At 71.8% G+C, this 25936-nt stretch carries 23 protein-coding genes and 1 riboswitch; of the genes, 11 read left to right on the top strand and 12 right to left on the bottom strand.

From position 1 onward, the window contains the following. Positions 1-66 precede the first annotated feature (66 nt). Complete coding sequence (locus tag IO30_RS0136470) at positions 67-1578, top strand: hypothetical protein (RefSeq protein ID WP_234321640.1); 1512 nt, start codon at positions 67-69, stop codon at positions 1576-1578. 39 nt (positions 1579-1617) lie between these two features. Here IO30_RS0136470 and IO30_RS0136465 read toward each other — a convergent pair whose 3' ends face one another. From IO30_RS0136465 to IO30_RS0136455, 3 genes are read right to left on the bottom strand one after another with little or no spacing between them, the layout of a single operon-like run. Further along, a complete protein-coding gene (locus IO30_RS0136465) occupies positions 1618-2850 on the bottom strand; it encodes an MATE family efflux transporter (protein ID WP_031150406.1) in 1233 nt (410 codons plus the stop codon). Next, positions 2847-4607 (bottom strand): lipopolysaccharide biosynthesis protein, encoded by a 1761-nt coding sequence (locus tag IO30_RS0136460; RefSeq protein WP_051902814.1) that lies wholly within the window; start codon positions 4605-4607, stop codon positions 2847-2849. The genes IO30_RS0136465 and IO30_RS0136460 overlap by 4 nt, the downstream gene beginning before the upstream one ends. Beyond that, on the bottom strand, positions 4604-5809 hold the full coding sequence (locus IO30_RS0136455) for a glycosyltransferase family 4 protein (RefSeq protein ID WP_051902819.1): 1206 nt from the start codon (positions 5807-5809) through the stop codon (positions 4604-4606). Before IO30_RS0136455 ends, IO30_RS0136460 begins: the two co-directional genes overlap by 4 nt. Positions 5810-5981: 172 nt before the next feature. Here IO30_RS0136455 and IO30_RS0136450 point away from each other — a divergent pair, with 172 nt between their 5' ends. Beyond that, complete coding sequence (locus tag IO30_RS0136450) at positions 5982-6470, top strand: FAD synthase family protein (protein ID WP_031150399.1); 489 nt, start codon at positions 5982-5984, stop codon at positions 6468-6470. Here the strand turns inward: IO30_RS0136450 and IO30_RS0136445 are convergent. Together IO30_RS0136445 and glgX are read right to left on the bottom strand one after the other, a co-directional pair. Next, on the bottom strand, positions 6451-7173 hold the full coding sequence (locus IO30_RS0136445) for a CDP-alcohol phosphatidyltransferase family protein (protein WP_031150397.1): 723 nt from the start codon (positions 7171-7173) through the stop codon (positions 6451-6453). The two genes, IO30_RS0136450 and IO30_RS0136445, sit on opposite strands and share 20 nt — an antisense overlap. A 176-nt stretch (positions 7174-7349) precedes the next feature. Then, positions 7350-9686 carry a glycogen debranching protein GlgX gene (glgX, locus tag IO30_RS0136440; protein ID WP_031150396.1) on the bottom strand — a complete coding sequence of 779 codons (2337 nt, stop codon included), beginning with the start codon at positions 9684-9686 and terminating at the stop codon, positions 7350-7352. A gap of 205 nt (positions 9687-9891) precedes the next feature. On the opposite strand from glgX, the gene IO30_RS0136435 reads away from it, so the two are divergent. From IO30_RS0136435 to IO30_RS0136395, 8 genes are all read left to right on the top strand, one after another. Continuing rightward, positions 9892-11088: a L,D-transpeptidase gene (locus tag IO30_RS0136435; RefSeq protein WP_308443095.1), complete on the top strand. Its 1197-nt coding sequence runs from the start codon at positions 9892-9894 to the stop codon at positions 11086-11088. A 172-nt stretch (positions 11089-11260) separates the two neighbouring features. Next, positions 11261-13450: a choice-of-anchor A family protein gene (locus IO30_RS46540; protein ID WP_202205096.1), complete on the top strand. Its 2190-nt coding sequence runs from the start codon at positions 11261-11263 to the stop codon at positions 13448-13450. A gap of 170 nt (positions 13451-13620) precedes the next feature. After that, positions 13621-14376, top strand: coding sequence for a L,D-transpeptidase family protein (locus tag IO30_RS0136420; RefSeq protein ID WP_078903876.1), 756 nt, complete (start codon positions 13621-13623; stop codon positions 14374-14376). Between the two features lie 123 nt (positions 14377-14499). Then, on the top strand, positions 14500-15738 hold the full coding sequence (locus IO30_RS0136415; protein WP_051859101.1) for a L,D-transpeptidase: 1239 nt from the start codon (positions 14500-14502) through the stop codon (positions 15736-15738). A gap of 87 nt (positions 15739-15825) precedes the next feature. Further along, on the top strand, positions 15826-16593 hold the full coding sequence (locus IO30_RS0136410; protein WP_031150386.1) for an enoyl-CoA hydratase/isomerase family protein: 768 nt from the start codon (positions 15826-15828) through the stop codon (positions 16591-16593). A gap of 308 nt (positions 16594-16901) precedes the next feature. Next, positions 16902-17405: an ATP-binding protein gene (locus tag IO30_RS0136405; RefSeq protein ID WP_031150384.1), complete on the top strand. Its 504-nt coding sequence runs from the start codon at positions 16902-16904 to the stop codon at positions 17403-17405. Between the two features lie 372 nt (positions 17406-17777). Further along, positions 17778-18563 carry a polysaccharide deacetylase family protein gene (locus IO30_RS0136400; protein WP_031150382.1) on the top strand — a complete coding sequence of 262 codons (786 nt, stop codon included), beginning with the start codon at positions 17778-17780 and terminating at the stop codon, positions 18561-18563. Further along, positions 18560-19747 (top strand): YncE family protein, encoded by a 1188-nt coding sequence (locus IO30_RS0136395; protein ID WP_031150380.1) that lies wholly within the window; start codon positions 18560-18562, stop codon positions 19745-19747. Before IO30_RS0136400 ends, IO30_RS0136395 begins: the two co-directional genes overlap by 4 nt. A gap of 78 nt (positions 19748-19825) precedes the next feature. Here IO30_RS0136395 and IO30_RS0136390 read toward each other — a convergent pair whose 3' ends face one another. Next, positions 19826-21064 (bottom strand): cytochrome P450, encoded by a 1239-nt coding sequence (locus tag IO30_RS0136390; protein ID WP_031150378.1) that lies wholly within the window; start codon positions 21062-21064, stop codon positions 19826-19828. Further along, positions 21045-21848, bottom strand: a complete 804-nt coding sequence (locus tag IO30_RS0136385; protein WP_234321639.1) for a tRNA-dependent cyclodipeptide synthase — start codon at positions 21846-21848, stop codon at positions 21045-21047. The genes IO30_RS0136390 and IO30_RS0136385 overlap by 20 nt, the downstream gene beginning before the upstream one ends. A 254-nt stretch (positions 21849-22102) precedes the next feature. On the opposite strand from IO30_RS0136385, the gene IO30_RS0136380 reads away from it, so the two are divergent. Continuing rightward, positions 22103-22315, top strand: a complete 213-nt coding sequence (locus tag IO30_RS0136380) for an EF-hand domain-containing protein (RefSeq protein WP_031150374.1) — start codon at positions 22103-22105, stop codon at positions 22313-22315. A gap of 56 nt (positions 22316-22371) precedes the next feature. Here the strand turns inward: IO30_RS0136380 and IO30_RS0136375 are convergent, their stop codons facing one another. Genes IO30_RS0136375 through IO30_RS0136355 form a run of 5 tightly spaced genes read right to left on the bottom strand, consistent with a single transcriptional unit; the run spans position 22372 to position 25624 of the window. Further along, positions 22372-22932 carry a PadR family transcriptional regulator gene (locus IO30_RS0136375; protein ID WP_031150373.1) on the bottom strand — a complete coding sequence of 187 codons (561 nt, stop codon included), beginning with the start codon at positions 22930-22932 and terminating at the stop codon, positions 22372-22374. Between the two features lie 41 nt (positions 22933-22973). After that, positions 22974-23801 (bottom strand): energy-coupling factor ABC transporter ATP-binding protein, encoded by an 828-nt coding sequence (locus IO30_RS0136370; protein ID WP_031150371.1) that lies wholly within the window; start codon positions 23799-23801, stop codon positions 22974-22976. After that, positions 23798-24547 carry a cobalt ECF transporter T component CbiQ gene (gene cbiQ / locus IO30_RS0136365; protein WP_031150369.1) on the bottom strand — a complete coding sequence of 250 codons (750 nt, stop codon included), beginning with the start codon at positions 24545-24547 and terminating at the stop codon, positions 23798-23800. The genes IO30_RS0136370 and cbiQ overlap by 4 nt, the downstream gene beginning before the upstream one ends. A gap of 4 nt (positions 24548-24551) precedes the next feature. Further along, a complete protein-coding gene (locus tag IO30_RS0136360; protein WP_037896205.1) occupies positions 24552-24917 on the bottom strand; it encodes an energy-coupling factor ABC transporter substrate-binding protein in 366 nt (121 codons plus the stop codon). Beyond that, entirely contained in the window at positions 24917-25624 is a 708-nt protein-coding gene (locus IO30_RS0136355; protein ID WP_031150366.1) for an energy-coupling factor ABC transporter permease, read from the bottom strand. Before IO30_RS0136355 ends, IO30_RS0136360 begins: the two co-directional genes overlap by 1 nt. 29 nt (positions 25625-25653) lie before the next feature. Beyond that, positions 25654-25848: riboswitch (cobalamin riboswitch) on the bottom strand. Positions 25849-25936 lie beyond the last annotated feature (88 nt).

Below are 25936 nucleotides of genomic sequence, written 5' to 3'. Positions count from 1 at the left end.
CCTCCCCGGGCGCCGCCCGCTCAGACTAGACTGCGCCCGGACCAGGCACATGGGGTGGGGGCGGCAGTGGCAACGGACATACGCAGGCCCGCCGTCAAGCCGGAAGTGGCCCTGGCCCAGGACGAGGCGCAGTGGGGGAGGGCGACCCTCCCGCGCACCCTGCTCTCGCGGGCGCTGTCCGTCCCCCTCATCCTCGGTTTCAGCGTCTTCCTGCCGCTGTTCGTCGCCGCCCAGTCCGGCGCGGGACGCCGTGACGCGGCCTTCTGGCTCCAGCTCCTGCTCACCATGTACGCGGGCGCCAGGCTCTCGGCGATGGTCCTCACCAGCCGCCGCAAGCTGCTCCAGGGTTCCTTCTGGCTGTTCGTCTACATGGCGATGGGCGTGGCCCCGCTCGCGCAGGCCGTCCTCGGCCAGGTACCGACCCCGGTGGTCGGCCCCCGCTCCGACCTGACCGCCGCCATCGGCCTGGTCCTGCTCGGCTGCACCGCCTTCGACGTCGGCGTCCTGCTCGCCCGGCACCGGCCCGCCGGGCGGGCGGGCGGCTCCCAGAAGGAGCTGCGCCCGGTCATGGCGCACCGGCGGCGCCTGCAGCTGCTGACCGTGCTCGCCTTCGTGTGCAGCGCGGCCTTCGTGATGAAGCTCGGCGGGCCCGCCGTCTTCTTCTCCAGCCGCCAGGAGATCATCGCGGGCATCGAGGAAGCGGGCGTCTCCAACGGCGACGGCCAGGCGGGCCAGGCCCTGCTGCGCGGCTTCGGCACCGTTCCCGCGCTGCTGGCCCTGTTGCTGTACACGCGCTGGCTGATCACCTCGAAGTTCGCCCGCCGCAAGGTGTCGATCATCGTCACGTGGACGGCGCTGGCCGCGCTGAACCTGGTGGTCAACAACCCGATCTCGAACCCGCGCTACTGGTTCCTCACCGTCATGTTCGCGCTGCTCTTCACCGTCTTCCCGGTGAGCGCCGCGATGTACCGGGTGGCCCTGTCGATGGCCGTGGTCGTGGCGCTGCTCGTCTTCCCGTTCGCGGACCGGTTCCGCTACGACGAGAAGAACTACAAGCCGGTCGAGACCACGTCCTTCCTGGAGCCGATGGCCCTCAAGGACTACGACCAGATCGGCATGTTCGCCAACACCATCACCTTCTCGGATTCGGGTCCGGGCCACTTCTACGGCCGCCAGCTCGCCGGATCGGTCTTCTTCGCGGTGCCCCGCTCGGTGTGGCCGGGCAAGCCGCGCGACACGGGCGTGATGGTCGGCCAGTGGATGGGCACGGTCAACACCAACCTCTCCTCGCCGATCTGGGCGGAGCTGTGGCTGGACTTCGGGCCGCTGGGCATGGGCGGGGGGCTCCTGGCGATGGGGTACGCCGCCGCGCGCGTCGACCGGCGCTACGCGAAGCGGGCCACGCGCAGGTCCCCGCCGGGGAGCCTGATCTCGGTGGTGGTGCCCCTCGTGGCGGGCTACTCCTTCATCCTGCTGCGCGGGCCGCTGCTCCAGGCCTCCGGCCGGGTCGCGATCGCCGCGCTGTGCCTGGCGCTGGTGGCGACGTACCGCCAGGACAAGAAGACCACCCTGCGCTGACGCACCGGCCCGCTGCCGGAAGGGGTTCCCGCTGCCGGGTCAGGGAGCCGGAGCCGGGTGGGGGGCTTCGGTGCGGGGGGCCGCGGGGGTGCGCAGGCGGGCCACCCGCCACCACGCGGCCGCGGCCTTGAGCGCCGAGCCGGCCGCCAGGCCCCACGCCGCGCCCGTCACGCCCCACACGGCGTACCCGCCGAGCAGCAGCGCCACCGAGAGCAGCGAGAAGACGACCTGGAGCGAGAGCGTGGCCTTCGGGGCGAGCACCCGCAGGGTCAGCAGGGCGCAGGTGCCCAGGCCCATCACCGCGTACTGGGCGCCCGTCGCGGGCAGCAGCGCGGAGGCCGCCGCCCAGGTGTCGCCGAGGAGTTCGCGCCCGAGCCGGTCGGGCAGCAGGTACAGGGCCGTGGCCCAGCCCGCGCCGAGCCCGCCCAGCAGCAGCCCCAGCAGCAGGGTCGCCCGGACGGTGGCCCGCTTGCCGCCGAGCCTGGAGAGCACGGGGGGCCCGAAGGCGTTGGCCGAGTTGAACAGGACGTTCAGCGGCCCGAAGAGGGTGGTCGCACCCCGCAGCGCGCCGACGGCCAGCGGCGCGGCGAACACGCCGAGGCCCAGCACGGCGAGCTGACTGGAGCCGTTGCCGACGGCGAACTCGACCACGAACCGCTGCCCGAGGTGCCCGCGTTCCAGGTACGGCCGCAGCCGGACCCGGGCCCCGCGCACGTACGGCCGCAGCAGCCACAGCCCCAGCGCCAGCGCGGGCAGCGCGGACAGGCCCCACACCAGCACCAGCCGCCCCGCCGAGGCCCCTTCGGGCTGCACGGCCAGCGCGGCGACCACGCACACCAGCCGCAGCGCGTCGGCGGCCAGCGCCCGCTCGGGGGTGCGCAGCGCCGAGAAGCAGTACCGCAGCCCGTCCTGGAGCAGGACCAGGGGCAGGACGAGGCCCAGCGCGAGGAAGGCCCGCCCGGTGGCCCCGGGGAGCAGCAGGCCGGTCAGGGCCAGCGCCGCCCCGGCGCAGGCCGAGGCGGCCGCGGTGAACGCGGTCGCGGACCGGCACGCCGTGGCCAGCTGCTCGCCCTTCTCCAGGACGAGGCTCTGGCCGACGTAGGCCATGTTCAGCCCGAGGAGCACGCTGAAGGCCACGTAGACCATCGAGAAGTCGGCGAAGCCGGACGCCGAGGAAAGCCGGGCGGCGAGCACCAGCACCAGGATGTTGGTGGCGCTGGATGCGGCCTGGTCCAGGACCGAGGCGACCGCGGCGAGGCCGCGTCGGCTCATCTGCGGCCCGTGCGGACGGTGCGCAGTGCGACGGTGTCGGTGCCGTCACCGGGGATGTGCTGCTCCGGCTCGGCCACCTCGTAGGGGATCGGCTGCGGCGCCGAGCGCTCCGGAGCGGCGGATTCGGCCGCCCGGGACTCGCTCTGGCCGTCCTTGCCGCGGCCCATGAGGCCGCGCTTCTCGCCGGGGAGCGGGGTGTGCAGGACGGCGCCGAGCACGGTGCCGCCCGCGCCGCTGATCAGCTCGCGGATCCGGGACAGGTCGGTGCGGTGGACGGCGCGCGGGTCGCAGACGACGAGCACGCCGTCGACGCGGTCGACGAGGGCGAGCGCGTCGGCGTACGAGAGCACGGGCGGCGCGAGCACGACGACGGTGGAGTTGGGGGAGTCGGCCTCGGAGACCAGCCGGGTGGCGCGCGGCGAGGTCAGGGCGCGGGCGACGTTGCGCACGCGCTCGCCGGGGATCAGGTCGAAGGCGCCGGACTCGCCGGCGTCCACGACGAGCTGGCGTCCGTCGGGCCAGTCGGAGTCCCCGTGCTGGGGGGTGCGTCCGCCCGCGGCCGGGCCGCCGGGCATCTGGCTCCAGCGGGGGCGGCCGCCCGCGTCGGTCGGCAGCTGGCTGGCCAGGACCGGGGTGCGCAGGTCGGCCTCGATGAGGAGCACGTCCTTGCCGGTCTCGGCGAAGGACGCGGCGAGGTTCACGGCGACCGCGGCCGCGGTCTCGCTGCTGCCGCGCGGAGCGACGACGAGCAGGCGGCGCCGGTCGGCGAAGCGGGCGTCGTAGGCCAGCCGGAAGGCCACCGAGCGGTACTCCTCGGCGAGCCGGGGATCGGCCTCACCGGCCGCGAGCAGCGGCCCGCCGCCGGTCTTGTCCCGCGGCAGGTAGCCCAGGACGGGTGCGCGCAGGGCCCGCGCCACGTCGCCCTCGGAACGCGGCGCCGGGTCGAAGACGAGCCGGACCCAGGCGGCCAGCAGGCCGAGCGCCAGGCCCACGGCCGCGCCGAGCGCGAGCGACATGGGGATGCCGGGGCCGTCGGGCCCGTGCGGGGCGGTCGCCGCGCTGGTGACCCGGCCCGGGGTCATGTCCAGGGCCTGGAGCTTGGCGATGTTGTTGTTGAGGGTGTTGACCTTGCTCTGCAGGTCGGTCTTGGTGACGTACGCCGCGTCGCGCGCGGTGCCCGCGGGCATCGTGGCGATCTGCTTGACGAAGTCGTCGAGCTGCTTGGCCACCGGGTCGCGCTGGTCGGTGTAGCCCTTGACCATCTGGTCGCGGGTCAGGTCGAGGGCTTCCTGCCGCTTGAGCAGGTAGGCCTCGGTCATCGCGTTGGCGCGCTTGGCGGCCTCCTTGGGGGAGGCGGCGGTGTAGGTGAAGCGGAGCACCATCGTCTGCGGCGGGTTGGTCACCTGGAGCCCGCTGCGCAGGGCCGCGAAGCCGGTCGCGGAGACGCCGAGCTTCTTGGCGGCCTCGTTGGCGATGGAGGAGCTGAGCGCGACCTGGCGCTCCGAGCCGATGTTGATCGCCTTGTCGGGGGCGAGGCTCGGGTTGAACGGGTCGTCGGTGGGCGCCCGCAGCACGATGTCAGCGGTCGCGACGTAGGTGTCGGCGGTGGATATGCCGAGGTAGACGCCGCCCAGCAGGCCTATGCCGATGCCCGCGCCGATGAGCCGGCGGTAGCGCAGGAGCTGCCGGAACTGATCCCGGAGGAGGTCGGGTTCGTCCTCCGCCGGGGCCGCTGCAGGGCGGTTCGTCTCGATCACGGCCTGGGCCCCCCAAGTGCTTCGTCCATCAGTGCGTCGATCCTGGCCAGGCCCGCCTCGCGGCTCAGGTGGGCCGCCACGTGGCGTGGTCCGGCCGCTCCCAGCGCGTCCGCGCCCGCCGGGTCCTCGGCCAGGGCCCGTACGGCCTTCAGCAGGGCACCCGGGTCCTCCGGCGGTACGAGTACCCCCGCGCCCGAGCGTTCCACTTCCTGGGCGGTACCGCCCTGCGCCGCCACGGAGGCGACGACGGGCCGGCCGGCCCGGAAGTAGGAGGTGAGCTTCGACGGCACGCTCATGTCCATCACCGCTGCGTGCTGCGTGACCGCGAGCACGTCCGCTGCCGCGAGGATATCCGGGAACTCTCCGTCGGCGGCAGGGGGGATGATGTCCAGATTCGGTACGTCGGCCGCGAGGTCGGCGAGGGCCGCGCGCTGGCTGCCGTCCCCCATGAGGACGAAGCGGACACTGGGATCCAGCCGGGCGGCGCCGACGAGGACCTCCAGCCCCTGCTTGAGGCCCATGTTCCCGGAGTGCAGGACGACCGTCTGGCCCGGGGCCCAGCCGAGGTGCCGGCGGGTCTCGCCGCGCGGCTTGGTGGGCTCCGCGACGTGCGACCAGTTCGGGACGAGGCGGATCCGCTCCGGGTCCACGCCCATGCCGACGACCCGGTCCACGAAGGTCTCGTGGATGACGCCGACGAGGGTGGCCCGCTTCAGGGCGTAGGCCTCGGCGCGTCCGGCGACCGCGGCCGCCTTGTCACCGCCGCTGATCCCGCTCTGTGCGGCCGCGGCGCCCATCAGGTCCTGGACGACCGGGACGTACGGGACCTTCCACCGCGCCGCGAGCCGGGCGGCGAGCACGCCGCCGGCCAGGCTGGGCATCTGGGCCATGACTGCGTCCGGCTTCGGCATCCGGGGCGGGGCCACGGCGCCGTGCAGCAGAACCGATCCTTCGAACAGGGCCCGCTTCACGGCGGTCTGGCGCGGCGGCACGGTGTGCGCACGCCGGTGCACAGTGACCCCCGCGCGCTGTTCCGTGCGCCTGAGCGCCCCCTTGTACTCCGGTTCGAGGGACCAGGCCGGGTAGTGCGGCATGCCCGCGAGGACATGGGTCTCGTGGCCGAGATCCGCCCAGTGCTCCGCGATCTGGGTGGCGTACGGCCCAATCCCCGCGTGCTCGGGAGCGTAATTGGTGGAAACCAGCAGCAGGCGCCGGTGACCGGATCTGGACACTGAAGGTCCCCTTCTCCCCTGGATGATGCGCACGTCACCCTATTCGTTCACCCGCGTGGTGCGGAACGTGCACGCTATTGTCTGCTAATCCGCCACACCGGGGGGTGTGGCTTCTGGGGGGTAACAGATGACGGAGCACGACATGTCCGAACTGGGCGCGCCCACGCGCAGACCGTACCGAGTGGGCTACGCACCAGGTGCGTACGATCTGTTCCATATAGGACATCTCAATATCCTTCGGCACGCCCGGAGTCAGTGCGACTACCTGGTCGCCGGAGTGGTCTCCGACGAGATGGCCGAGCACGCCAAGGGCCGGCGCCCGATGATCCCGCTCGTCGAACGGCTGGAGATCGTCCGCAGCGTCAAGTACGTCGACGCCGCCTTCGTCGAAACCGTGCCGGACAAGGTGGAGACCTGGAAGCAGGTCCGCTTCGACGTCATCTTCAAGGGCGACGACTGGCGCGGCACCCCCAAGGGCGACAAGCTGGAGAAGGACTTCGCCGCCGTCGGCGTCGACGTCGTCTACTTCCCCTACACCGTCCACACGTCCAGCACCCAGCTGCGCCGGGCCCTGGACGCGCTCGCCGAACCCCTCACGGCGGCCGAGGCGCTCACCGCGGAACGGCGCTGAGCTCCCGGAACCACTTGGCGAGGAAGGCCAGCAGGAACAGCGCGGCGACCACGCCCAGGCCCGCGTACGCCCAGCGGAACAGCTCCCCGCCGCCCAGCAGCAGGAACACCAGGCAGAACACCCCGTAGTCCACGGGCAGCAGCGCCACCGCGCGCACGGTCGACGGCGCGGCGGCAGGGCTCCCCGGCGCGGGCTTCGGCTTCAGCTTCTCGGTCAGCAGCCCTCCGAAGAAGGTGACGACCGACGCGAACTGGAAGGCCAGCGGTACCAGCAGCCAGCCGTCGGAACCCGTTCCGTAGGCGTCGGGGAAACGGTAGAAGGCGATCAGCACGCAGGTGTGCAGCGCGGTGAGCTTGGCGCAGTCCACGACGTGGTCGAGCCATTCGCCCGCGGCGCTGCCGCCCCCGCGCAACCGGGCCAGCTGCCCGTCGGCCGAGTCGAAGGCGAAGCCGACGGCCAGTGCCGCCCACACCGCCAGCCCCAGGCCCCAGGAGGGCGCGGCCAGGGCCACCGCGGCCACCGCGGCGAAGCTGAAGGCGGCGCTGACCAGCGTCACCTGGTTCGGGGTGAGCCCCACGGCGTACGACGCGGCGGCCAGATACCGCCCCGCGGGCCGGTTGACGAACCGCGAATAGAGCGACACCCCCTTCGCCGACTTCTGCGCCCCGCGCAGCTCCCGCAGCGCGGTCCCGACACTCGCCATGCGTACCCCTGGACCCCTCGATGGAACGCGTGTCCGTGTGCACGCGCGTACGACGCGCACATCATCGCAGGGCGGAGCCCGCGTTCCGCTCCGGATGATCCCCTACGTCCGGAATCAGCGGTACGGAGCGGAACGCGGCAGGGAGCGGCCGGCGGCGAGGACCGGGGCCGCCCCCCTCAGCTCACCACCCGCAGCAGCAGCACCGACCGGGCCGGGACCGTCAGGCCCTCCCCGCCCCGGTGCACGCTCCCCGGTGCGGCGGCCTGGTCCTCCCGGGAGGTGTCCAGGACCAGCTCGTACCGTGCGGCCCACGGCGCCCCCGGCAGGACCCACTCCGCCGGACGGTCTCCGGCGTGCAGCAGCGCCAGGAAGCTGTCGTCCGTCACCTGCCGCCCCCGCTCGTCACGGCCCGGGATGTCGCGCCCCGACAGGTACAGGCCCAGCGCGGCCGTCGGTGCGTACCAGTCCCGCTCGGTCATCTCCGCCCCCGCGGGCGTGAACCAGGCCAGGTCCCGCAGGCCGTCCGCACCCTGCGCCCGGCCCGAGAAGAAGGCCCGCCTGCGCAGCACGGGATGCTCGTGGCGCAGCTTCACCAGCCGGGCCGTCAGCGCGAACAGCTCGGCCCAGACCGGGTCCTCCAGCAGCGACCAGTCCACCCAGCCCGTCTCGTTGTCCTGGCAGTAGGCGTTGTTGTTGCCGCCCTGGGTGCGCCCGAACTCGTCGCCCGCCACCAGCATCGGCACCCCCGTCGACAGCAGGAGCGTGGTCAGCAGGTTGCGCAGCTGGCGCCGCCGCAGCGCCGCGACCCGGGGGTCGGTGCCCTCCGGGGGCTCCCCCTCCACCCCGCAGTTCCAGGACCGGTTGTCGTTCGTGCCGTCCCGGCCCGCCTCCCCGTTCGCCTCGTTGTGCTTGCGCTCGTAGGACACCAGGTCGCGCAGGGTGAAACCGTCGTGCGCGGTCACGAAGTTCACCGAGGCGTACGGGCGCCGCCCGCCCCAGGCGTAGAGGTCGCTCGACCCCGACAGCCGGTATCCGAGGTCCCGTACGTCGGGCAGCGCGCCCCGCCAGAAGTCCCGTACGGCGTCGCGGTAGCGGTCGTTCCACTCCGTCCACAGCGGCGGGAACGCCCCCACCTGGTAGCCGCCCGAGCCCACGTCCCACGGCTCGGCGATGAGCTTGACCCGCCGCAGCACCGGGTCCTGGGCGATGACCGCCAGAAAGGGCGACAGCATGTCCACGTCGTGCATGGAACGGGCCAGCGCCGCCGCCAGGTCGAAGCGGAAGCCGTCCACCCCCATCTCCGTGACCCAGTACCTAAGGGAGTCCGTGATCAGCCGCAGCACGTGCGGGCGCCCGGCGTGCAGGGTGTTCCCGCAGCCCGTGTAGTCGGAGTACCGGCGCTGGTCGGACTGGAGCCGGTAGTAGCCCCGGTTGTCGATCCCGCGCAGCGACAGCGTCGGCCCCAGCTCGCCCGACTCGGCCGTGTGGTTGTAGACCACGTCGAGGATGACCTCGATCCCGGCCGCGTGCAGTTCCTTGACCATCCGCTTGAACTCGCCGACCTGCTGCCCGGCCGTACCGGAGGCGGAGTAGGCGGCGTGCGGGGCGAAGTAGCCGACCGAGTTGTAGCCCCAGTAGTTGCGCAGCCCGCGCCGCAGCAGGTGGTCCTCGTGGGCGAACTGGTGCACCGGCAGCAGCTCGACCGCCGTCACGCCCAGCTTCACCAGGTGCTCGACCGCCGCCGGATGGGCGAGGCCCGCGTAGGTGCCGCGCAGCTCCGGCGGGATGCCGGGATGGCGCATCGTGAAGCCGCGCACGTGCAGCTCGTAGATCACCGAATCGGCCCAGGGCGTCTTCGGCCGGACGTCGTCCGCCCAGTCGTCGTCGTCGTGGACCACGACCCCCTTGGGGACGTGCGGCGCCGAGTCCCGGTCGTCGCGCACGGTGTCCGCGATGTACTGCTGGGGCCAGTCCCGGACGTGCCCGTACACCTCCGGCGGCAGGGCGAACTCGCCGTCCACCGCCCTCGCGTACGGGTCCAGGAGCAGCTTCGCCGGATTGAACCGGGCGCCCGTCCAGGGGTCCCAGCGGCCGTGGACCCGGAATCCGTACCGCTGACCGGGGCGCACGCCCGGCACGAAACCGTGCCAGATCTCGTGCGTGAGCTCGGTCAGGGTGCAGCGGGTCTCGGCCCCGTCCGCGTCGAACAGGCAGACCTCGACCGACTCCGCGCCCTGGGCCCACAGAGCGAAGTTGGTGCCGGGCGTGCCGTCCGGTCCGGTGTGGAAACGGGCTCCCAGCGGATGCGCGGAGCCGGGCCACACCGGTGGCCGCGGGCGTCCCGACACCCGTAACACCTGCCCTCCGACCAGGCCGTTCGGCTGGCCGTCGGGATGTCCGCCGGGCGGTGCGCTCTGGGGTACGGGCACGGCGAGGCCGCCCCGGACCGTGTCCAGGGCGTCCCCGGCGTTGCTGACGGCTTCCACCGCCTCTTGTTCGGCTGCGCTCGACACTGCCCGCCTCCACGGCTCCTGGGTACCGGCAGGGGGAGGGGAGTGCGGCCCCGGCGTCCCGGCCCGGGCCTGCCCCCGTGTGGTCCTTCCCACTGTTCTGCCCCGAGTGTTCTGCCCGGAACGTACGCCGCCCTCACGTTTCCCCCGGAGGGGCGCGGTCGTTGGACGCTTCGTGATTCTTCTGACGAGGCGGGCAGGGGCGGGCTTGGCCGCCGTGGCGGCATGGGCGGCCCTCCTGGGCGGCCTGGCCGGATGCACCCAGGACGGCCGGTCCCCGGTCGAGATCCAGCTGCCCGGAAAACCGCGCTCGCCGGAGGAGGCCATCCGGGTCAGCCCCGACGACAACGCCAAGGGGGTCCCGGCCGACGGGCGCCTCACGGTCAGCGTCCCCGAAGGGCGGCTGGAGCGGGTCGTGGTGACCAAGGTGGAGGACGCCCAGGAGGAACAGGTCCCCGGTGCCATCGCCGCGGACGGGCTCAGCTGGAGCCCCGACCCCGCGGCGGGCCGGCTCGCCCTCGCGGCCAAGTACACCGTGGACGCGGTCGCCCTCGACGGCCACAACCGCCGCCAGGCCCGGCACACCACCTTCACCACCTACGTGCCCGAGGAACGGTTCATCGGCTACTTCAAGCCCGAGCACCGCTCCACCGTGGGCACCGGCATGATCGTCTCCTTCGGCTTCAACCGCTCCATCGAGCGCCGCGCGGAGGTGGAGCGGGCCATCACCGTCACCTCCGTCCCGCCCGTGGAGGTGGTCGGCCACTGGTTCGGCGACGAGCGGCTCGACTTCAGGCCCAAGCAGTACTGGAAGCCGGGCACCGTGGTCACGGTGCGGCTGAACCTGCGGGACGTCGAGGGCGCGCCCGGCTCGTACGGCATCCAGGACAAGACCGTCACCTTCACCGTGGGCCGGTCCCAGGTCTCCACGGTGGACGCCGCCGCGCACACGATGGAGGTCCGCCGGGACGGGGAGCTGCTGTCGACCGTCCCGATCACCGCGGGCGCCCCGAAGACGACCACGTACAACGGCAAGATGGTGGTCATGGAGCTCTTCGACGTGACCCGGATGAACGGCCAGACCGTCGGGTTCGGCGGCGAGTACGACATCCCCGACGTCCCGCACGCCATGCGGCTCACCAGCTCCGGGACCTTCCTGCACGGGAACTACTGGGCCAGCCCCGACACCTTCGGCACCACCAACGTGAGCCACGGCTGCGTCGGCCTGCGCGACGACAAGGGCGGCGGCTCGGACACCCCGGCCGGCTGGTTCTTCGACCGGACGCTCGTCGGCGACGTGGTGGAGGTCGTCAACTCGCAGGACAAGACGGTGGCCCCGAACAACGGCCTGGGCGGCTGGAACATGTCCTGGACGGACTGGGCGGCGGGCTCCGCCCTCACCTGAGCACCGGCCCGTCCGCTGCCCAGGTATCCGGCCCGGTCACCCGCCCCGTCACCCCCCGGAAGGGTGATTCGTGTGATCGGAATGCCGTAGCGCCGAGTGTCCTGCCGGACCGCCCGCCGGGACCCGCTCCAGCCTGTCAGGGCACATCGGAGCGGGTAACGGACGGAGCGTCATGTCAGCAAGGAACTGGACCCTCGGGCTAGCGATCGGAGCCGTGCTGGCCGCCGGGGCCCCCATGGCTTCCGGGGCCCCCGCGGCCGGGGCGGGGGCCGACCGGCCCGCCGAGGTCCTGCGGGCTCCGCTGCCGGGCGGGCTCGGTCCCTGCGTGGCCGCGGCTCCGCGGGACTGCCCCGATCCGTATCCGCCCATCGGCACCGGCACCGTGTTCAGGGGCCGGGACAACGGCATCAACATCTTCGTCGGCGGTGACTTCCGGGTCCGCGAGCGGGCTTCGGAGGCCGAGGGCCGGCTCGTCGTCCTCGGCGACTTCGACCAGGACAAGGCGACCGGAGCCGACAGCCGCTACAACGTCGGCATCGTCGGCGCCGGCTCGCTGGTGCCACCGCCCGCCGGAGCGGACTTCCTCACCACGGGCGGAGACATCACCGTCGCCACCGGCGAGCGCCTGCTCGCCGACGGCGGCGTCGTCCGCCACGCGGGCACCGTCACGGGCGTGGTGAGCGGCACCCTGCGGCCGGACCCCGCCGCCGCCCTGCCCTACGCGGGACTGCGCGACCGGCTCAGCGCCGCCAGCCAGTGCTACGCCAGGGTCGGCGGGCAGCTCCGTCCGGCCACCGGCACGGTGACCAACCAGGGCTACCAGACCACCCTCCGGGGCGACGGCAGCTCACGCCTCCAGGTCTTCAACGTGGACGCGGACCTGGTCGGCGCCCGCGGGGGACAGCAGGGCGTCGTCTTCCAGGAGATCCCGGCGGGCGCCACCATCCTCGTCAACGTCCTCGGCAACACCCGGACCATCAACACCTACAGCGGCGGCATCGAGGACAGCGATCCCCTCAACGCCTACCGCGACCGGCTGCTGTGGAACTTCCCGGACGCCACCACGGTCAACCTGAACGGCACCGGCCAGTTCCAGGGCAGCTTCCTGATGGGGCAGCAGACCTCCGAGACCAACGTCCGGCTCCCCGGCATCAACGGACGCTTCTTCACCACCGGCTCCGTCACCCACACCAGCGAGCCGGGCGTGGGCGGCGGCCAGGAGTTCCACGCCTACCCCTTCAACGGCGACCTCCCCGACTGCGGCCCCGACCCGCAGCCGGTGACCGGTGAAGTCTCCGTCCTCAAGCGCAACGAGGCGGGCGGCGTACTGCCCGGCGCCCGCTTCGAGCTGTGGCGCGAGACCAACGGCACCGAAGGGCTCCAGGTCACCGGTCCGGGCGCGGACACCCCGGTGACCGGGTGCACCACCGACGAGAACGGCCTCTGCGCGCAGGACGGACTCGAACCCGACCTCTACTACTGGCGCGAGACCGTGGCCCCCGACGGCTACCAGCTGCCGCAGAACCCGGTCTTCCCGGTCACGCTGACCCGGGAGAACGCCCCGGTCGGCGTACGGACGGAGGCGGTCAACACCAGGACCCCGAACCCGGTCACGGTCGAGGTGACCCTGCGCAAGACCGCCGCGGCGGGCGGCGCACTGCTGCCGGGCGCCCGCTTCGAGCTGTGGCGCGAGACCAACGGCCTCACCGGCCTCCAGACCGACGGCGGCCGTCCGGACACCAGGCTGGACGGGAGCTGCGTGACCGGCGCGCAGGGCACCTGCACGGTGCAGCTGCCCGCCGGAGGCTCGTACTACTGGCGGGAGACCGCCGCCCCGGACGGCTACGAACTGCCCGCGAACCCGGTCACGCCCTTCGACGTCGACACCGAGGACGAGCAGACCGGAGTGGTGGTGAACGTCCCCAACGCGGCGGAGCCGCCGGAGTACGAGGGCTCGATCCACCTCCTGAAGAAGGACGCCAAGACCGGCCGCCCGCTGCGGGGCGCCGTGTTCGAGGTGTGGAAGGAGACCAACGGCACCGCCGGTCTCCAGACCCGAGGCATCAACGCCGACGTGCTGGCCAAGCCGGGCTGCGCCACCGACGGGGCCGGCGGCTGCACGTTCACCGGCCTGGAGGAGGGCCAGTACTACCTCGTCGAGACCGCGGTCCCCGAGGGGTACGTGCTGCCGCGCGAGCGGGTCACCGGGCCGCTGCGGCTGGACGGGAACACCCCGGACGGGCGGCTCGTGGTGACGCTGGAGAACCGGCGCGACGACCACGGCAAGGGCAAGGGCGGTAAGGACGGCAAGGGCGGTAAGGACGGCAAGGGCGGTAAGGACGGCAACGGCCCCCGGGCCTGACGCCGGCCGGCCCCGCCCCGGCCCCGCCCGGGCGCGGTGTCGTCGCCCGGTCCCGCGTGCGCCGGTGGAGTGAGCCCCTCACCCCACCGGCGCACCCGCGCGGGCGGCCCCGGGCCCGGTCGTGGTGGGCTGGCCGAGGCGGTCCGGCCGGCGGGCCCGAGGAGGTCCGTATGGCGGCACGCGAAGAGTGGGTCACGACCGGCGCGGGCTCCGCACGCGGGCCCCGCCGCGCACTGCGCGCGCCGGGCGCGCTGACGGTCCTGGCGGCGGTCCTGTGCCTGGCGCTCCCGGCTCCCGCGGCCGCCGCGCCGGGGGCCCGCGCCCCCGAGGAGCCCTGCACCGCGGGCACCGGCCCCTACCAGCGGGAGCTGGAGGCCCATCTGGGCCGCACCGCCGACGGCGTGCAGAGCCCGGCCGACTGCGCAGCCGTCCGGGTCTTCCAGAAGGCCCACGGCATCGAACCGGCCGACGGGTACCCGGGCCTGGCCACCTACCGCACGATGGTCGCCGTGGCCGCCCGCGCCGAGCCCAACGCCGCCGGCGGCTGCCCCGTCCGCAGCTACCGGGTGACCTGTGTGGACATGGAGCGGCAACTGCTCTGGGTGCAGGCCGGCCGGCGCATCGTCTTCCCGCCCGTGCCGGTCCGGACCGGCCGGGACGACCAGGAGACCCGCCCCGGCTGGCACGAGGTGTACTGGCGCAGCATCGACCACAAGTCCACGCTGTACGACGACGCCCCCATGCCCTACGCCCAGTTCTTCGACGGCGGCCAGGCCCTGCACGGGCGCCCCGGGGACCTCTACGCGCACGGCGGTTCGGCAGGCTGCGTGAACCTGTCCGTCCCGGACGCCGAACGCCTGTGGAACCTGCTCACCGAGGGCGACGCCGTCTTCGTGTGGGGGACCAAGCCCGGCACCGACGACTGACCTTCCCGACCCTCCCGTCCTGCCCCGGCACTTGGGACGGAACGGTGACAAGACCGTGCCTTTTCGTGTTCTCCCCATGTGGTTACCTGTCGACAAGCGCGCGACTGTCCGCGCGCGGGGGACATGGGGAGAACACGAGTGAACCTGCAGCCGATACGCGGCCGCGCCCGCACCGGCCTGCCGGCCCTCCTGCTGGGGGCGGCTCTGCTGTTCACCACAGCTTGCAGCGGCGGCGGAGGCGGCAAGAGTGGGAGCGGTGGCGACGATGCCGGGGGCGGCGGCAAGACGGGTACCGAGGCATCGACGGCGGTGGTGACCGTCAAGCCCGACGACGGGGCCAAGGAGGTCGCGACCAGCGGCGTCCTGAAGATATCCAGCACGGGCGGCAAGCTCACCACGGTGACGGTCGCCGACACCAAGGGCAACCAGGTCGAGGGCAAGGTCGCCGACGACGGCGCGAGCTGGGAGCCCGCGCGGCACCTGGCCTCCGCCACCGAGTACAAGGTGCACGCGGTCGCCAAGGACGAGGCGGGCCGGGAGTCCGCCAAGGACACCACCTTCACGACGCTGACCCCGACCAACACCTTCGTCGGCCACTACACCCCGGAGGACGGCGCCACCGTCGGCGTGGGCATGCCGGTGTCGATCAACTTCACCCGCGGGATCACCAACCCGGAGGCCGTGGAGAAGGCCATCACCGTGACCGCCGAGCCCTCCGTCCCCGTCGAGGGCCACTGGTTCGGCAACGACCGCCTCGACTTCCGCCCGGAGAACTACTGGGCCGCGGGCACCAAGGTCACCGTGAAGATCGCCCTCGACGGGGTCGAAGGCCGACCCGGCGTCTACGGCAAGCAGACCCGTACGGTCACCTTCACCATCGGCCGCTCGCAGGTCTCCACCGTGGACGCAGGCACCAAGCAGATGCAGGTCGTCCGTGACGGGCAGGTGCTCAAGAACGTCCCGATCACCGCGGGCGCCCCGTCGACGACCACCTACAACGGGCAGATGGTCATCAGCGAGAAGTACAAGGTGACCCGGATGAACGGCGCCACCGTCGGCTTCGGCGGCGAGTACGACATCCCCGACGTCCCGCACGCGATGCGGCTGTCGAACTCCGGCACCTTCGTCCACGGCAACTACTGGGCCGCGTCCAGCACGTTCGGCTCCGAGAACGTCAGCCACGGCTGCGTCGGCCTGCGCGACGCCCGCGGCGGCGGCGACGGGAACCAGCCCGCCGCCTGGTTCTTCAACGAGTCGCTGATCGGCGACGTGGTCATCGTGAAGAACTCCAAGGACAAGCAGATCGCCCCGGAGAACGGCCTCAACGGCTGGAACATGGAGTGGTCGGAGTGGATCAAGTAGTCCGCTGATCCGCGCAGTACGTGCGGCCCGGTGCTGTGACACACAGCACCGGGCCGCTCCACGTTAACCGGCACTAACCTGGCCCGTATGACCCTCTCTCTCGAAGTCTCCGAAGGCGTCGGCACCCTCCGCCTGGACCGGCCGCCCATGAACGCCCTGGACATCGCCACCCAGGACCGGCTGCGCGAGCTCGCGGTGGAGGCCACCGACCGGTCCGACGTCCGCGCGGTCGTCATCTACGGCGGCGAGAAGGTGTTCGCGGCCGGGGCGGACATCAAGGAAATGCAGACCATGGACCACGCGGCGATGGTCGCGCGGTCCCGCGCCCTGCAGGACGCCTTCACCGCGGTGGCCCGGATCCCCAAGCCCGTCGTCGCGGCCGTCACCGGCTACGCCCTGGGCGGCGGTTGCGAGCTGGCGCTGTGCGCCGACTTCCGGATCGCGGCCGACAACGCGAAGCTCGGCCAGCCCGAGATCCTGCTGGGCCTGATCCCGGGTGCGGGCGGCACGCAGCGCCTGTCCCGGCTGGTCGGCCCGTCCAGGGCCAAGGACCTCATCTTCACCGGGCGCATGGTCAAGGCCGACGAGGCGCTGACCCTGGGCCTGGTCGACCGGGTGGTGCCGGCCGCGGAGGTGTACGAGCAGGCCCACGCCTGGGCCGCGAAGCTCGCCAAGGGGCCGGCCATCGCCCTGCGCGCCGCCAAGGAGTGCGTGGACGCGGGCCTGGAGACCGACATCGACACCGGGCTGACGATCGAACGCAACTGGTTCGCGGGCCTGTTCGCCACCGAGGACCGCGAGCGCGGCATGCGCAGCTTCGTCGAAGAGGGCCCGGGCAAGGCCAAGTTCGTATGAGCGCAGCCGTATGAGCACAGCCGTATGAGCACAGCCGTATGAGCGCAGCCGTGTGAGCGCGGGGCCGCTGACGGGGTGGTCCTCCCTGTGGGTGGATTAGCCAGGCCTTAAGCCAGCCTTAAGGGGAGATGGTGATCCACTCACGGTGATCGCCGCGGTGCGATGTGTCACCGCAGGTCACCCCGGGTATCAGGGGCCTCCGCTTGCCTCATGCATATGACAAGACACCCCCTCGGAGTAGTTGAATCCGAGGGGTGTTTTCCTGCGGAACGGCCCGGACGGGCAGGTCGGCCGTCCATGATGGGTGCATGGCGGGCCTGGAGGGTGTGGAACAGCCGCGGCAGCGCAGCAGCGCTTCGGCCGTGCGGCTGACGGCGGCTCTTGAGGATGAACAAGGCCTCAGGGCACTGGAGTTGTACGGGAACCCGGCCGAGGCGGAAGTGACCCTGCCGTCCGAGCCCGAGTCGGCCGGCACGGCCCGCCGCCTCACCCAGTGCGTGGTGGTCCGGTTGTGGGGCCTCTCGCCGCAGATCGCCGAACACGCCGTCCTGCTGGTCTCCGAGCTCGTCGGCAACGCGGTCCGGCACACCGGGGCCCGCTCCTTCGGTCTACGGATGCTGCGCCGCCGCGGCTGGATCCGCATCGAGGTGCGCGACCCCTCGCGCGGGCTGCCCTGTCTGATGCCGGTCCACGAGCTCGACACCACCGGCCGGGGCCTCTTCCTCGTGGACAAGCTCTCCGACCGCTGGGGCGCGGACCTGCTGCCGCGCGGCAAGATCACCTGGTTCGAGATGCGCGTCGCCGACCGCTGAACGCCAGAAACCCCCTGGCGCCGTGGTGGGGCGGTCCGGGGGTTTCATGGGTGTGCCGAGGATCGGTGGGGGTGTGATCCTCGGCATGGGCGACTTCGCTCGGGTCAATGGGAAGTCGTGAATCCGACTATGGCAGACGCGAGCCCAAACGCCAAAAGTCCCAACACGGACATAAGTGTGCATATCCTAAGAGTTTCCACCTAAATCTTAGGTGAGGTGGGCCACTCACCTCGCAATCAGTGAATAACTATCAACCGCTCTGTGTAATTCGTTGATCGCATAGCGGGCGCACCGCCGGGCGAGGGACTTCTGGCGGAGTCTCGAATTGGGTCAATCATTACCTTTAGCGGCATCCACCCCTTAAATGGGCAGGTGCTCTGTTACCCAGACCGCCGTACGGCCCTGCGCGCCGGAGCGGTGGTCGCCGCCGGTGCCCTCACCGCCGCCTGCGGCACGGGTGGCCGTACCGCCACGCCGTCCCCCGCAGGCTCCACCCCGGCCCGGGCCGCCCCGGACAGGCCCGCCCCCGCCGCCGCGCCGCGCCGGTTCGCCGGGCAGCCCGTGGAGATCGGCCACGGCCCGCGCGACCGGCCCAGGGTCGCCCTGACCTTCCACGGCAACGGGGACCCCGCCACGGCCCGGTCGGTCCTGGCCGAGGCCGAGCGCGCGGGCGCGCGGGTCACCGTACTGGCGATCGGCAGCTGGCTCGACGCCCACCCGGAGCTGGCCCGCCGCATCCTCGACGGCGGCCACGAACTGGGCAACCACACCCAGCGCCACCTCGCCGTCAACTCCATGCCGGAGGCGGAGGCCTACGCCGAGATCACCGGCTGCGCCCAGCGGCTGAGGCGCCTCACCGGCTCCATCGGCACCTGGTTCCGGCCCTCCCAGACCCAGTACGCGACCCCGCTCGTCCAGAAGCTGGCCCAGCGGGCGGGCTACCCGCACGTCCTCTCGTACGACGTGGACTCCCTCGACTTCACCTCGCCCGGTGCCGCGGCCGTGATCCGCACCGTCATCGGGACGATCCGCAGCGGATCGGTGGTGAGCCTGCACTTCGGCTACGCGGACACGGTCGACGCGATGCCGCCCCTCCTCGAAGAACTCGCGCGCCGCGAACTGCGCGCGGTGACCACCACGGAGCTGCTGACCCCATGACGACCGTCCGCCTTCCCCGGAAGGCCACCGTGCTGCTCGCCGGTCTGGTCCTCGCCGCCCTGGCCGGCTGCGGATCAGCCGAAAAGGGACCCGCCGAGGCACTCGGCACCAAGGGCCCGGCCAAGCCCGTCAAGGCCGTCCCGGCCGCCCCGCCCGGCCTGCCCGGAATGCCACCGCTCCTCGATCCGAAGGACGTGTACGCGGCGGACCGGCCCAACCAGCTCTCGCCGGTGGTCAAGGACTTCCCGTCCCGCGTCTACGTGCCGAACACCGACTCCAACACGGTGTCCGTCATCGACCCGGCGACGTACAAGGTCATCGACACCATCCCGGTCGGCGTCCAGCCCCAGCACGTGGTCCCCTCCTGGGACATGAAGACGCTGTGGGTCAACAACAACCGCGGCCACACCCTCACCCCCATCAACCCGGCCACCGGCGAGGCCGGCCAGCCCGTCGAGGTGCACGACCCGTACAACCTGTACTTCACGCCCAACGGCAAGTACGCCATCGTCATGGCCTCGTTGGACAAGGAGCTGGTCTTCCGCGATCCGCACACCATGGACCGGGTCAAGACCGTCCCCGTGACCTGCTTCGGCGTCAACCATGCCGATTTCTCCGCCGACGGCCGGTACTTCATCGTGAGCTGCGAGTTCTCGGGCGAACTGCTCAAGGTCGACACCGAGCGGATGGAGGTCGTCGGGCAGCAGAAACTGCCCTTCGAGGGCGCCATGCCGCAGGACGTCAAGGTCTCGCCCGACGGAAAGACCTTCTACATCGCCGACATGATGGCGCACGGCATGTGGGTCCTCAGCGGAGACACCTTCGAGACGCCCAAGCTGCTCCCCACCGGAAAGGGCTGCCACGGTCTGTACGTCAGCCGGGACTCCAAGGAGATGTACGTCTCCAACCGGGGCGAGGGCAGCATCTCCGTCTTCGACTTCACGCAGAGCAAGCTCACCAAGAAGTGGGAGCTGCCGGACGGCGGCAGCCCGGACATGGGCGGCGTCTCCGCGGACGGCAAGGTGCTGTGGCTGTCCGGCCGTTACAACGCCGAGGTCTACGCGATCGACACCGTGACCGGCAAGCAGCTGGCCCGCATCCCGGTCGGCGGCGGTCCGCACGGCCTCGCCGTGTACCCGCAGCCCGGCCGCTACTCCCTCGGCCACACCGGCATCTTCCGCTAGTACTGCCGCCGGACGCAGCGGTGCCCCGGGAGCTCGCACAGCTCCCGGGACACCGGCATGCGCCCGTCCGCCGCCTCGCTACCAGGCCACGGGAAGCCGCTCCGGAAGCCGCTTGATGAAGCCGGTGCGCCAGACGAGGTTCTCCGCGGGCACCGCGAGCCGCAGCTCCGGCAGCCGGTCGACCAGCACCTCCAGGGCGATCTCGGCGTGCGCACGGCCCAGCGCGGACGCCGGGCAGAAGTGCCGGCCGGCGCCGAAGGCGAGGTTGGCGTTCTTGCTCTCGCGCCCCAGGTCCAGTTCGTCCGGACGCTCGAACGCCTCCGGGTCGAAGTTGGCCCCCTCCAGCAGTACGAGGACCAGCTCGCCCTCCTTGACCAGCACGTCACCGACCTGGACGTCCGCCAGGGCGATGCGCGGCAGGCCGTCGCCGACCGACAGGTTCCAGCGCAGCAGCTCGTCCACGGCCGCGCCCATGCGTTCCGGGTGCTCGCGCAGGTACCCGATCAGCTCCGGCTTCTGGAGCAGGGCGAGCACCGCCAGGACCAGGAAGGCCGAGGTGGAGACCGCGCCCGCGCCGAAGAGCGAGACGGCCACGGTGGCGAACATGTCGTCGGTCAGGTGCGCCGACTCCGGGTCGGCCTCCTTGAGGTCCGCGAACTTGCCGAGGAGCCCCGTACGCTCCTCGGCAGGCAGTGCGAGCTGGGCGCGGAGCTGGTCGGAGAAGTAGCCCACGTCCTTGTACCAGTTGAGCGCCGAGTCGGCGAAGGGTTCGCGCGCGGTCATGAAGGCCACGTCCAGCCCCGACATCAGCCGGCGCCAGTCCTCGAAGGGCACCCCGAGCACCTGACAGTGCAGCGCCGCCGAGAAGGGGTCGGCGAACCCCGCCCGGAGGTCGGCCGGGCCGCCCTCGGCCACGATCTGGTCGACGAGCTCCCCGGCCTTGGCGCGCAGCCAGTCCTGGAGGCCCTTCTGGCGCGGGTTGAGCGCCTTCATCACCGCGTTGCGCAGGCCGGCGCTGTTGATGTTGCCCATGTTGTTGACGACCTCGGGCGGGATCGTCAGCGCGTACTGGCGGGGGACCCCGGCGTTCGCCGTGTCCTTGAGGCTGAACCGCTCGTCCTCCAGCACCTGCTTGGCCAGTGCGTAACTGCTCACCAGCCAGGCCGGGTCCCCGGTCAGGGTCCGGACCTTGGCGACCGGGGCCTTCTCGCGCAGCCAGCCGCACTCCTCGGGAAGCACGTCACCGCGCCGTGAGAGCGGGAAGTCGAGGAGCGGCTGCTCCTGCGTCCCCTGTCCCTCAAGCTGCTCGACGCTCATCGACGGTCCTTTCGGTCGGTACGTGGTTCACGCTGTGGTGCGGTGCCCGGCCTTCGGGCACGCCGTCCCCGGGCACCTCGCGGACGGACTCGGCGGCCTCGGGCCGTACGACGGCGTACGCCTGGTTCCTGGTCGCGCGCAGTCCCCCACCGCGCGCGAAGAGGACGTCCGTCATCGGCATCTTGACGTGGTAGGCCGCCACCGAGGACGGCACGTCGAGAATGCTCGGGGTGTCCACGAAGAACGGGAGCTCGGCCGCCATGTAATCGAAACAGACCTGCAACTGTGCGGCTGTGATCGATTCACCTTCCGGCAACTTGGAGCCGACAAAATGAAGGGCCATTTCCTCGCAGCCCTTGCGGAATACGTCGTCGGTCTCCAGAAAATGCAGCACGCGTCGGTGCAGTAGTTGATATACGGGGTTCTCCTGGAACTCCGAAAGTGCCCTGACGCGGATCTCGGCGTGGGAGGGCCCTGATTCCTCCACGCCCTTGAGTATCCGTCGCCGGACCGCCTTGATCTCCTTCGTGGCGCGCTTCTCCGCGTGTTCCCGGGTATAGCCGAAGGCGGCGAACATCCGGTCCACGTGCAGGTCTGCGTAAACGAAGTCGACCTGCGCGAAGCGGGTCGTGGCCCACTGGGCGAGGCTGGTGATGCGCTCGGAACTGAAGTAGCTGTTGCCAGGACTCACTCCGATGAGCACATGGTCGCCGTCTTCCCAGATATGGCGGCAAGTGCGGGTGAAGGGCAGAACTTCGAATGATGCGTCGACTGTGATCGTCACCTGTGTGATCGCCCTCATTGCCGCTTGTCCCTGGGAGCCCTGCGCTCCTGGTGTGGCGGCAATGTCAGTACGTTATGCCGTGATCCCGGAGCGTGACAAGTCCGGGCTGGATTTGTTGGCTGGAATTATCGCTTCCGCATTACGGAAGGGTAATTGAATTTCTATCTGCCGCTCGAACGGGACCCGAGGCGGGGGAGCCCCCCGGGGGCCGCTACCCTGAGCCGGTCAACAAGCACCAAGAAGGGGTGGACCCAGTGGCGGACATCGAGAGCGCACGGACGACGTTCAACCGGTTCGACGTGAACGGTGACGGCTTCATCACGGCCGACGAGTACAGCGCGGCCATGAAGGCGATGGGCGACGCGTACGTCACCGGTTCGGTCGCGGACGCCGTGGTCGCCTCCAAGGACGCGAACGGCGACGGCCTGCTGAGCTTCGACGAGTTCTGGGCCGCCCTGAACAAGTAGGCACCGCTCCGTCCCTCGCACGCGCCGTCGCCCCATCTGCCCGGGGCGGGGGCGCGTCAGGCTGTGGCGGGGCCGTCCGGCGGCGTCATGTCCTCGACCTCGGCGAGCGCCTCCTCCAGCCAGCTCAGCCAGAAGGTCTCCAGGGCGATCCCGCCGTGCAGGACGAGACGGCGCAGCCGGTCCTCCACGGCGTCCCGCTCCGGCGGGAAGTCCTTCGCCTCGATCGCCTCGTACTTCGCCAACTGCTCCCGGTGCAGCTCCAGATGGCGCCGCAGTTCCGGAGCGAGCCGCAGCGGCCCGACGACCGCCGCCGCCCGGATCCGCAGCAGCAGCGCGTCACGCAGCGGCTTGGGGTCCTGGCTCTCGTCGACCCAGCGGGCGAGCTCGGCGCTGCCGTCGGGCAGCACCTCGTACTCCTTCTTCTGTCCGCGCACGGGTGCCTCGCTGGGCAGTTCCCGGATCAGCCCGGCCTCCTCCAGCCGCCCCAGCTCGCGGTAGATCTGCTGGTGCGTGGAGGACCAGAAGTACCCGATCGACCTGTCGAACCGCCGGGTCAGCTCCAGCCCCGACGAGGGCTTCTCGAGGAGCGCGGTGAGGATGGCGTGCGGGAGCGACATGCGCCCATCCTAGGGAGTGCCACCCCGGTGGACCCGTCCGGTCAGGACGGGCGCCAGGCGGCCAGCGCCTCCGGACTGCGGGGGCCGGGGGAGCCCGCGTCCAAGTGGCCCTGGGCGCGCAGGAACGCGGTGACCGCCGGGGACCAGGCCTGGCGCAGTCCCGCAGAGGCCAGCAGTGCCGGGTCCGACAGGAGGTCCAGGGCCGCGCCCACGCGGATGCCCGACGGGGTGAGCACCGCGGCGTCGTCGGCCCAGCGGACCGCCAGGTCCACGTCGTGGGTGGCCATCACCACGGTGGTGCCGTCGGCCCGCAGTCCCGCCAGGACGTCCAGCAGCCGCTCCTGCCCGTCCGGGTCGAGCCCGGCCGTCGGCTCGTCCAGGATCAGCACGCGCGGAGCCATCGCCACCGCTCCCGCGATCGCCGCGCGCTTGCGCTGCCCGTACGACAGCAGGTGCGTCGGCCGGTCCCGCAGCGCGGTGATGTCGAGGGCCGCCAGCGCCGCGTCGACCCGCTCGCGGACTTCCGGTGCGGACAGGCCCAGGTTCATCGGGCCGAAGGACACGTCCTGTTCGACGGAGGCCGCGAACAGCTGGTCGTCGGGGTCCTGCACCACCAGCTGCACGCCGGTCCGCAGCCGGGTCAGGCCCGCACGGTCGTACGTCACCGTCTCCCCGTCGAGCCGCAGCAGGCCCGAGCCCGGGCGCAGGCCCCCGCTCAGCAGCCGCATCAGCGTGGTCTTGCCGCTGCCGTTGCGGCCCAGCAGGACCAGCGCGCGGCCCTGCTCGATGGCGAAGTCCACGCCGGACAGCACGGGCGGGCCGTCCTCGTAGGCGTAGCCCGCACCGGCCAGTTCCACCAAGCGGGTCACAGATACAGCTCCTTCAGTACGAGGGTCAGGATGACCAGGCCGGCCAGCAGGGTTGCGGAGCAGGTCAGGAACCGCCAGGACAGCGTCGCCTCGGGCACGAGCACCCGCAGCGCGCCGTCGTAGCCGCGCCCGGCGAGACCGCTTTGGAGCCGCGCCGCGCGGTCGAAGGCCCGTACGAACGAGGTCGCGGCCAGCCCGGCCAGCGAACGCCACACCGCGGCCCGGCCGGTCTGCCCGAGGCGCGCGGCCTGGGCCCGGCGGACCTGGGCCATCGAGTCCAGCAGCAGGAAGCCGATCCGGTACATGACCAGGGCCACGTCCACCACGGGAGCGGGCACCCCGGCCCGGACCAGCCGGGGCAGTACATCGGACACGGGTGTGGTGAAGGCGAACAGCAGCACCCCGAGCGAGGCCGCCGAGGTGCGCAGCAGCAGCTGTGCCGCGTCCCGCGGCCCGTCCGGGGCGAGCGCCAGGAATCCCGCCGGACCGCCCACCGAGACCAGCAGCGGCAGCGCCCCGGTGAAGCAGAAGCCGAGCGGGATCCTGAAGGCCCGCCAGAGCTGGCGCCCCGAGACCCCGGCGGGCCCCAGCAGCACCGCCAGGGTCGCGGCGGCGACCAGCGGCCCGCCCGGCCAGGGCGGCAGGCACACCGCCGTGACCGTCAGCCCGACCCCCAGCAGGGCCTTCTCCAACGGGTGGCGGTGACGCCAGCGGCTGCTGTGCGCCGCCACGTCGATCGGCAGCACCGCCCTAGCGCTCCGAGCCGGCCACCGGGGCGGGGCCGGTGCCCGCCGGGGCGGCCGTGCCCGGCCGGTCCGCGGCAGCCGCCTGGCGGCGGCCCTTGCGGACGCCGAAGTAGTACGCGAGCACGCCCGCGCCGATCGCCGCCTGGAGGGCGAACAGGGCCGACTCGATCTCGCCGGACGGGGGTTCGTACAGCGGGGAGAACCACGGCTCGTAGTCCGGCTTCAGCTCGGTGATCGCCGCCTCCGCCTGCGCGTCCGCGCCCGCGAACGGCTCCTCCTTGCCGTCGCCGAGCCCCAGCGCGAGCGGGAGCACGGCCAGCGCCGCCACCAGGAGCAGCAGCAGGGTGTTGATCTTCGCGTTCCTGGTCATCAGGCCACTGCTCCCTGCTTCGTCTCCTGCTGCGTCTTCGATCCGGTGAGCTTCGCGACGCCGAGCCGGATCAGGTCCGACTTGCTGGACTGCATCAGCAGCCGCATCACGAGCACGGTCAGCAGGCCCTCGCTGACCGCGAGCGGGATCTGGGTGACCGCGAAGATGCCGGCGAACTTCTCCAGCGATCCGACGAAGCCGCTGCTGGCGTCCGGGAAGGCCAGCGCCAGCTGGAAGGAGGTCACGCAGTAGGTCACCAGGTCGGCGAAGAAGGCGCCGAAGAAGACGCTCACCATCAGCGGGAGGTCCAACTTGCGCAGCAGCCGGTAGACCGCGTAGCCCGCCCACGGCCCGGCGACGGCCATGGAGAAGACGTTGGCGCCGAGGGTGGTGAGCCCGCCGTGCGCCAGCAGCAGCGCCTGGAAGAGCAGGGTGATCGTGCCGAGCACCGCCATGATCGGGGGCCGGAAGAGGATGGCCCCGAGCCCGGTACCGGTGGGGTGGGAACAACTGCCCGTGACCGAAGGGATCTTCAGGGCGGACAGGACGAAAGTGAATGCTCCCGACGCACCGAGCAGCAGGGTGCTCTCCGGGTTGGCCTTCACCTCGCGGGTGAGGGCGCGGACACCGTGTACGACAAAGGGAGCGGACGCGGCGCCCCAGGCGACCGCGTGCAACGGGGGCAGAAACCCCTCGGCTATATGCATGAGTGGGGAGACCTCTCCAGCACCTCGTGGATGGACAACGCGCCCCGGCCGGTCTCCTGGCTCACGGGTGCTGTTGCCCGGGCTCCGCCTTCCCGGGGCCGGGCGGTCTCCCGCACGGGCCCAGTGGCTTCCCGTAGGAGTGGAGCCGGACTTCCCGATCACAGTGGCGAGGGCCGCACCGGTTTCTCACCGGTTTCCCGAACACCAAGGCCCGCTGACCCTAGTCGGCCGCGAGGACCGGTAACAACCTGCCTCCGGAGGCATGGACCGAATGCCGAATTCCACTTGATCTCACCGCTCGTGCCGGGCCTG

This window comes from Streptomyces xanthophaeus, assembly GCF_000725805.1.
Taxonomy (GTDB): domain Bacteria; phylum Actinomycetota; class Actinomycetes; order Streptomycetales; family Streptomycetaceae; genus Streptomyces; species Streptomyces xanthophaeus.
Note: the sequence above shows the minus strand (reverse complement) of the source record. Positions and strands in the feature narration are given on the sequence as shown.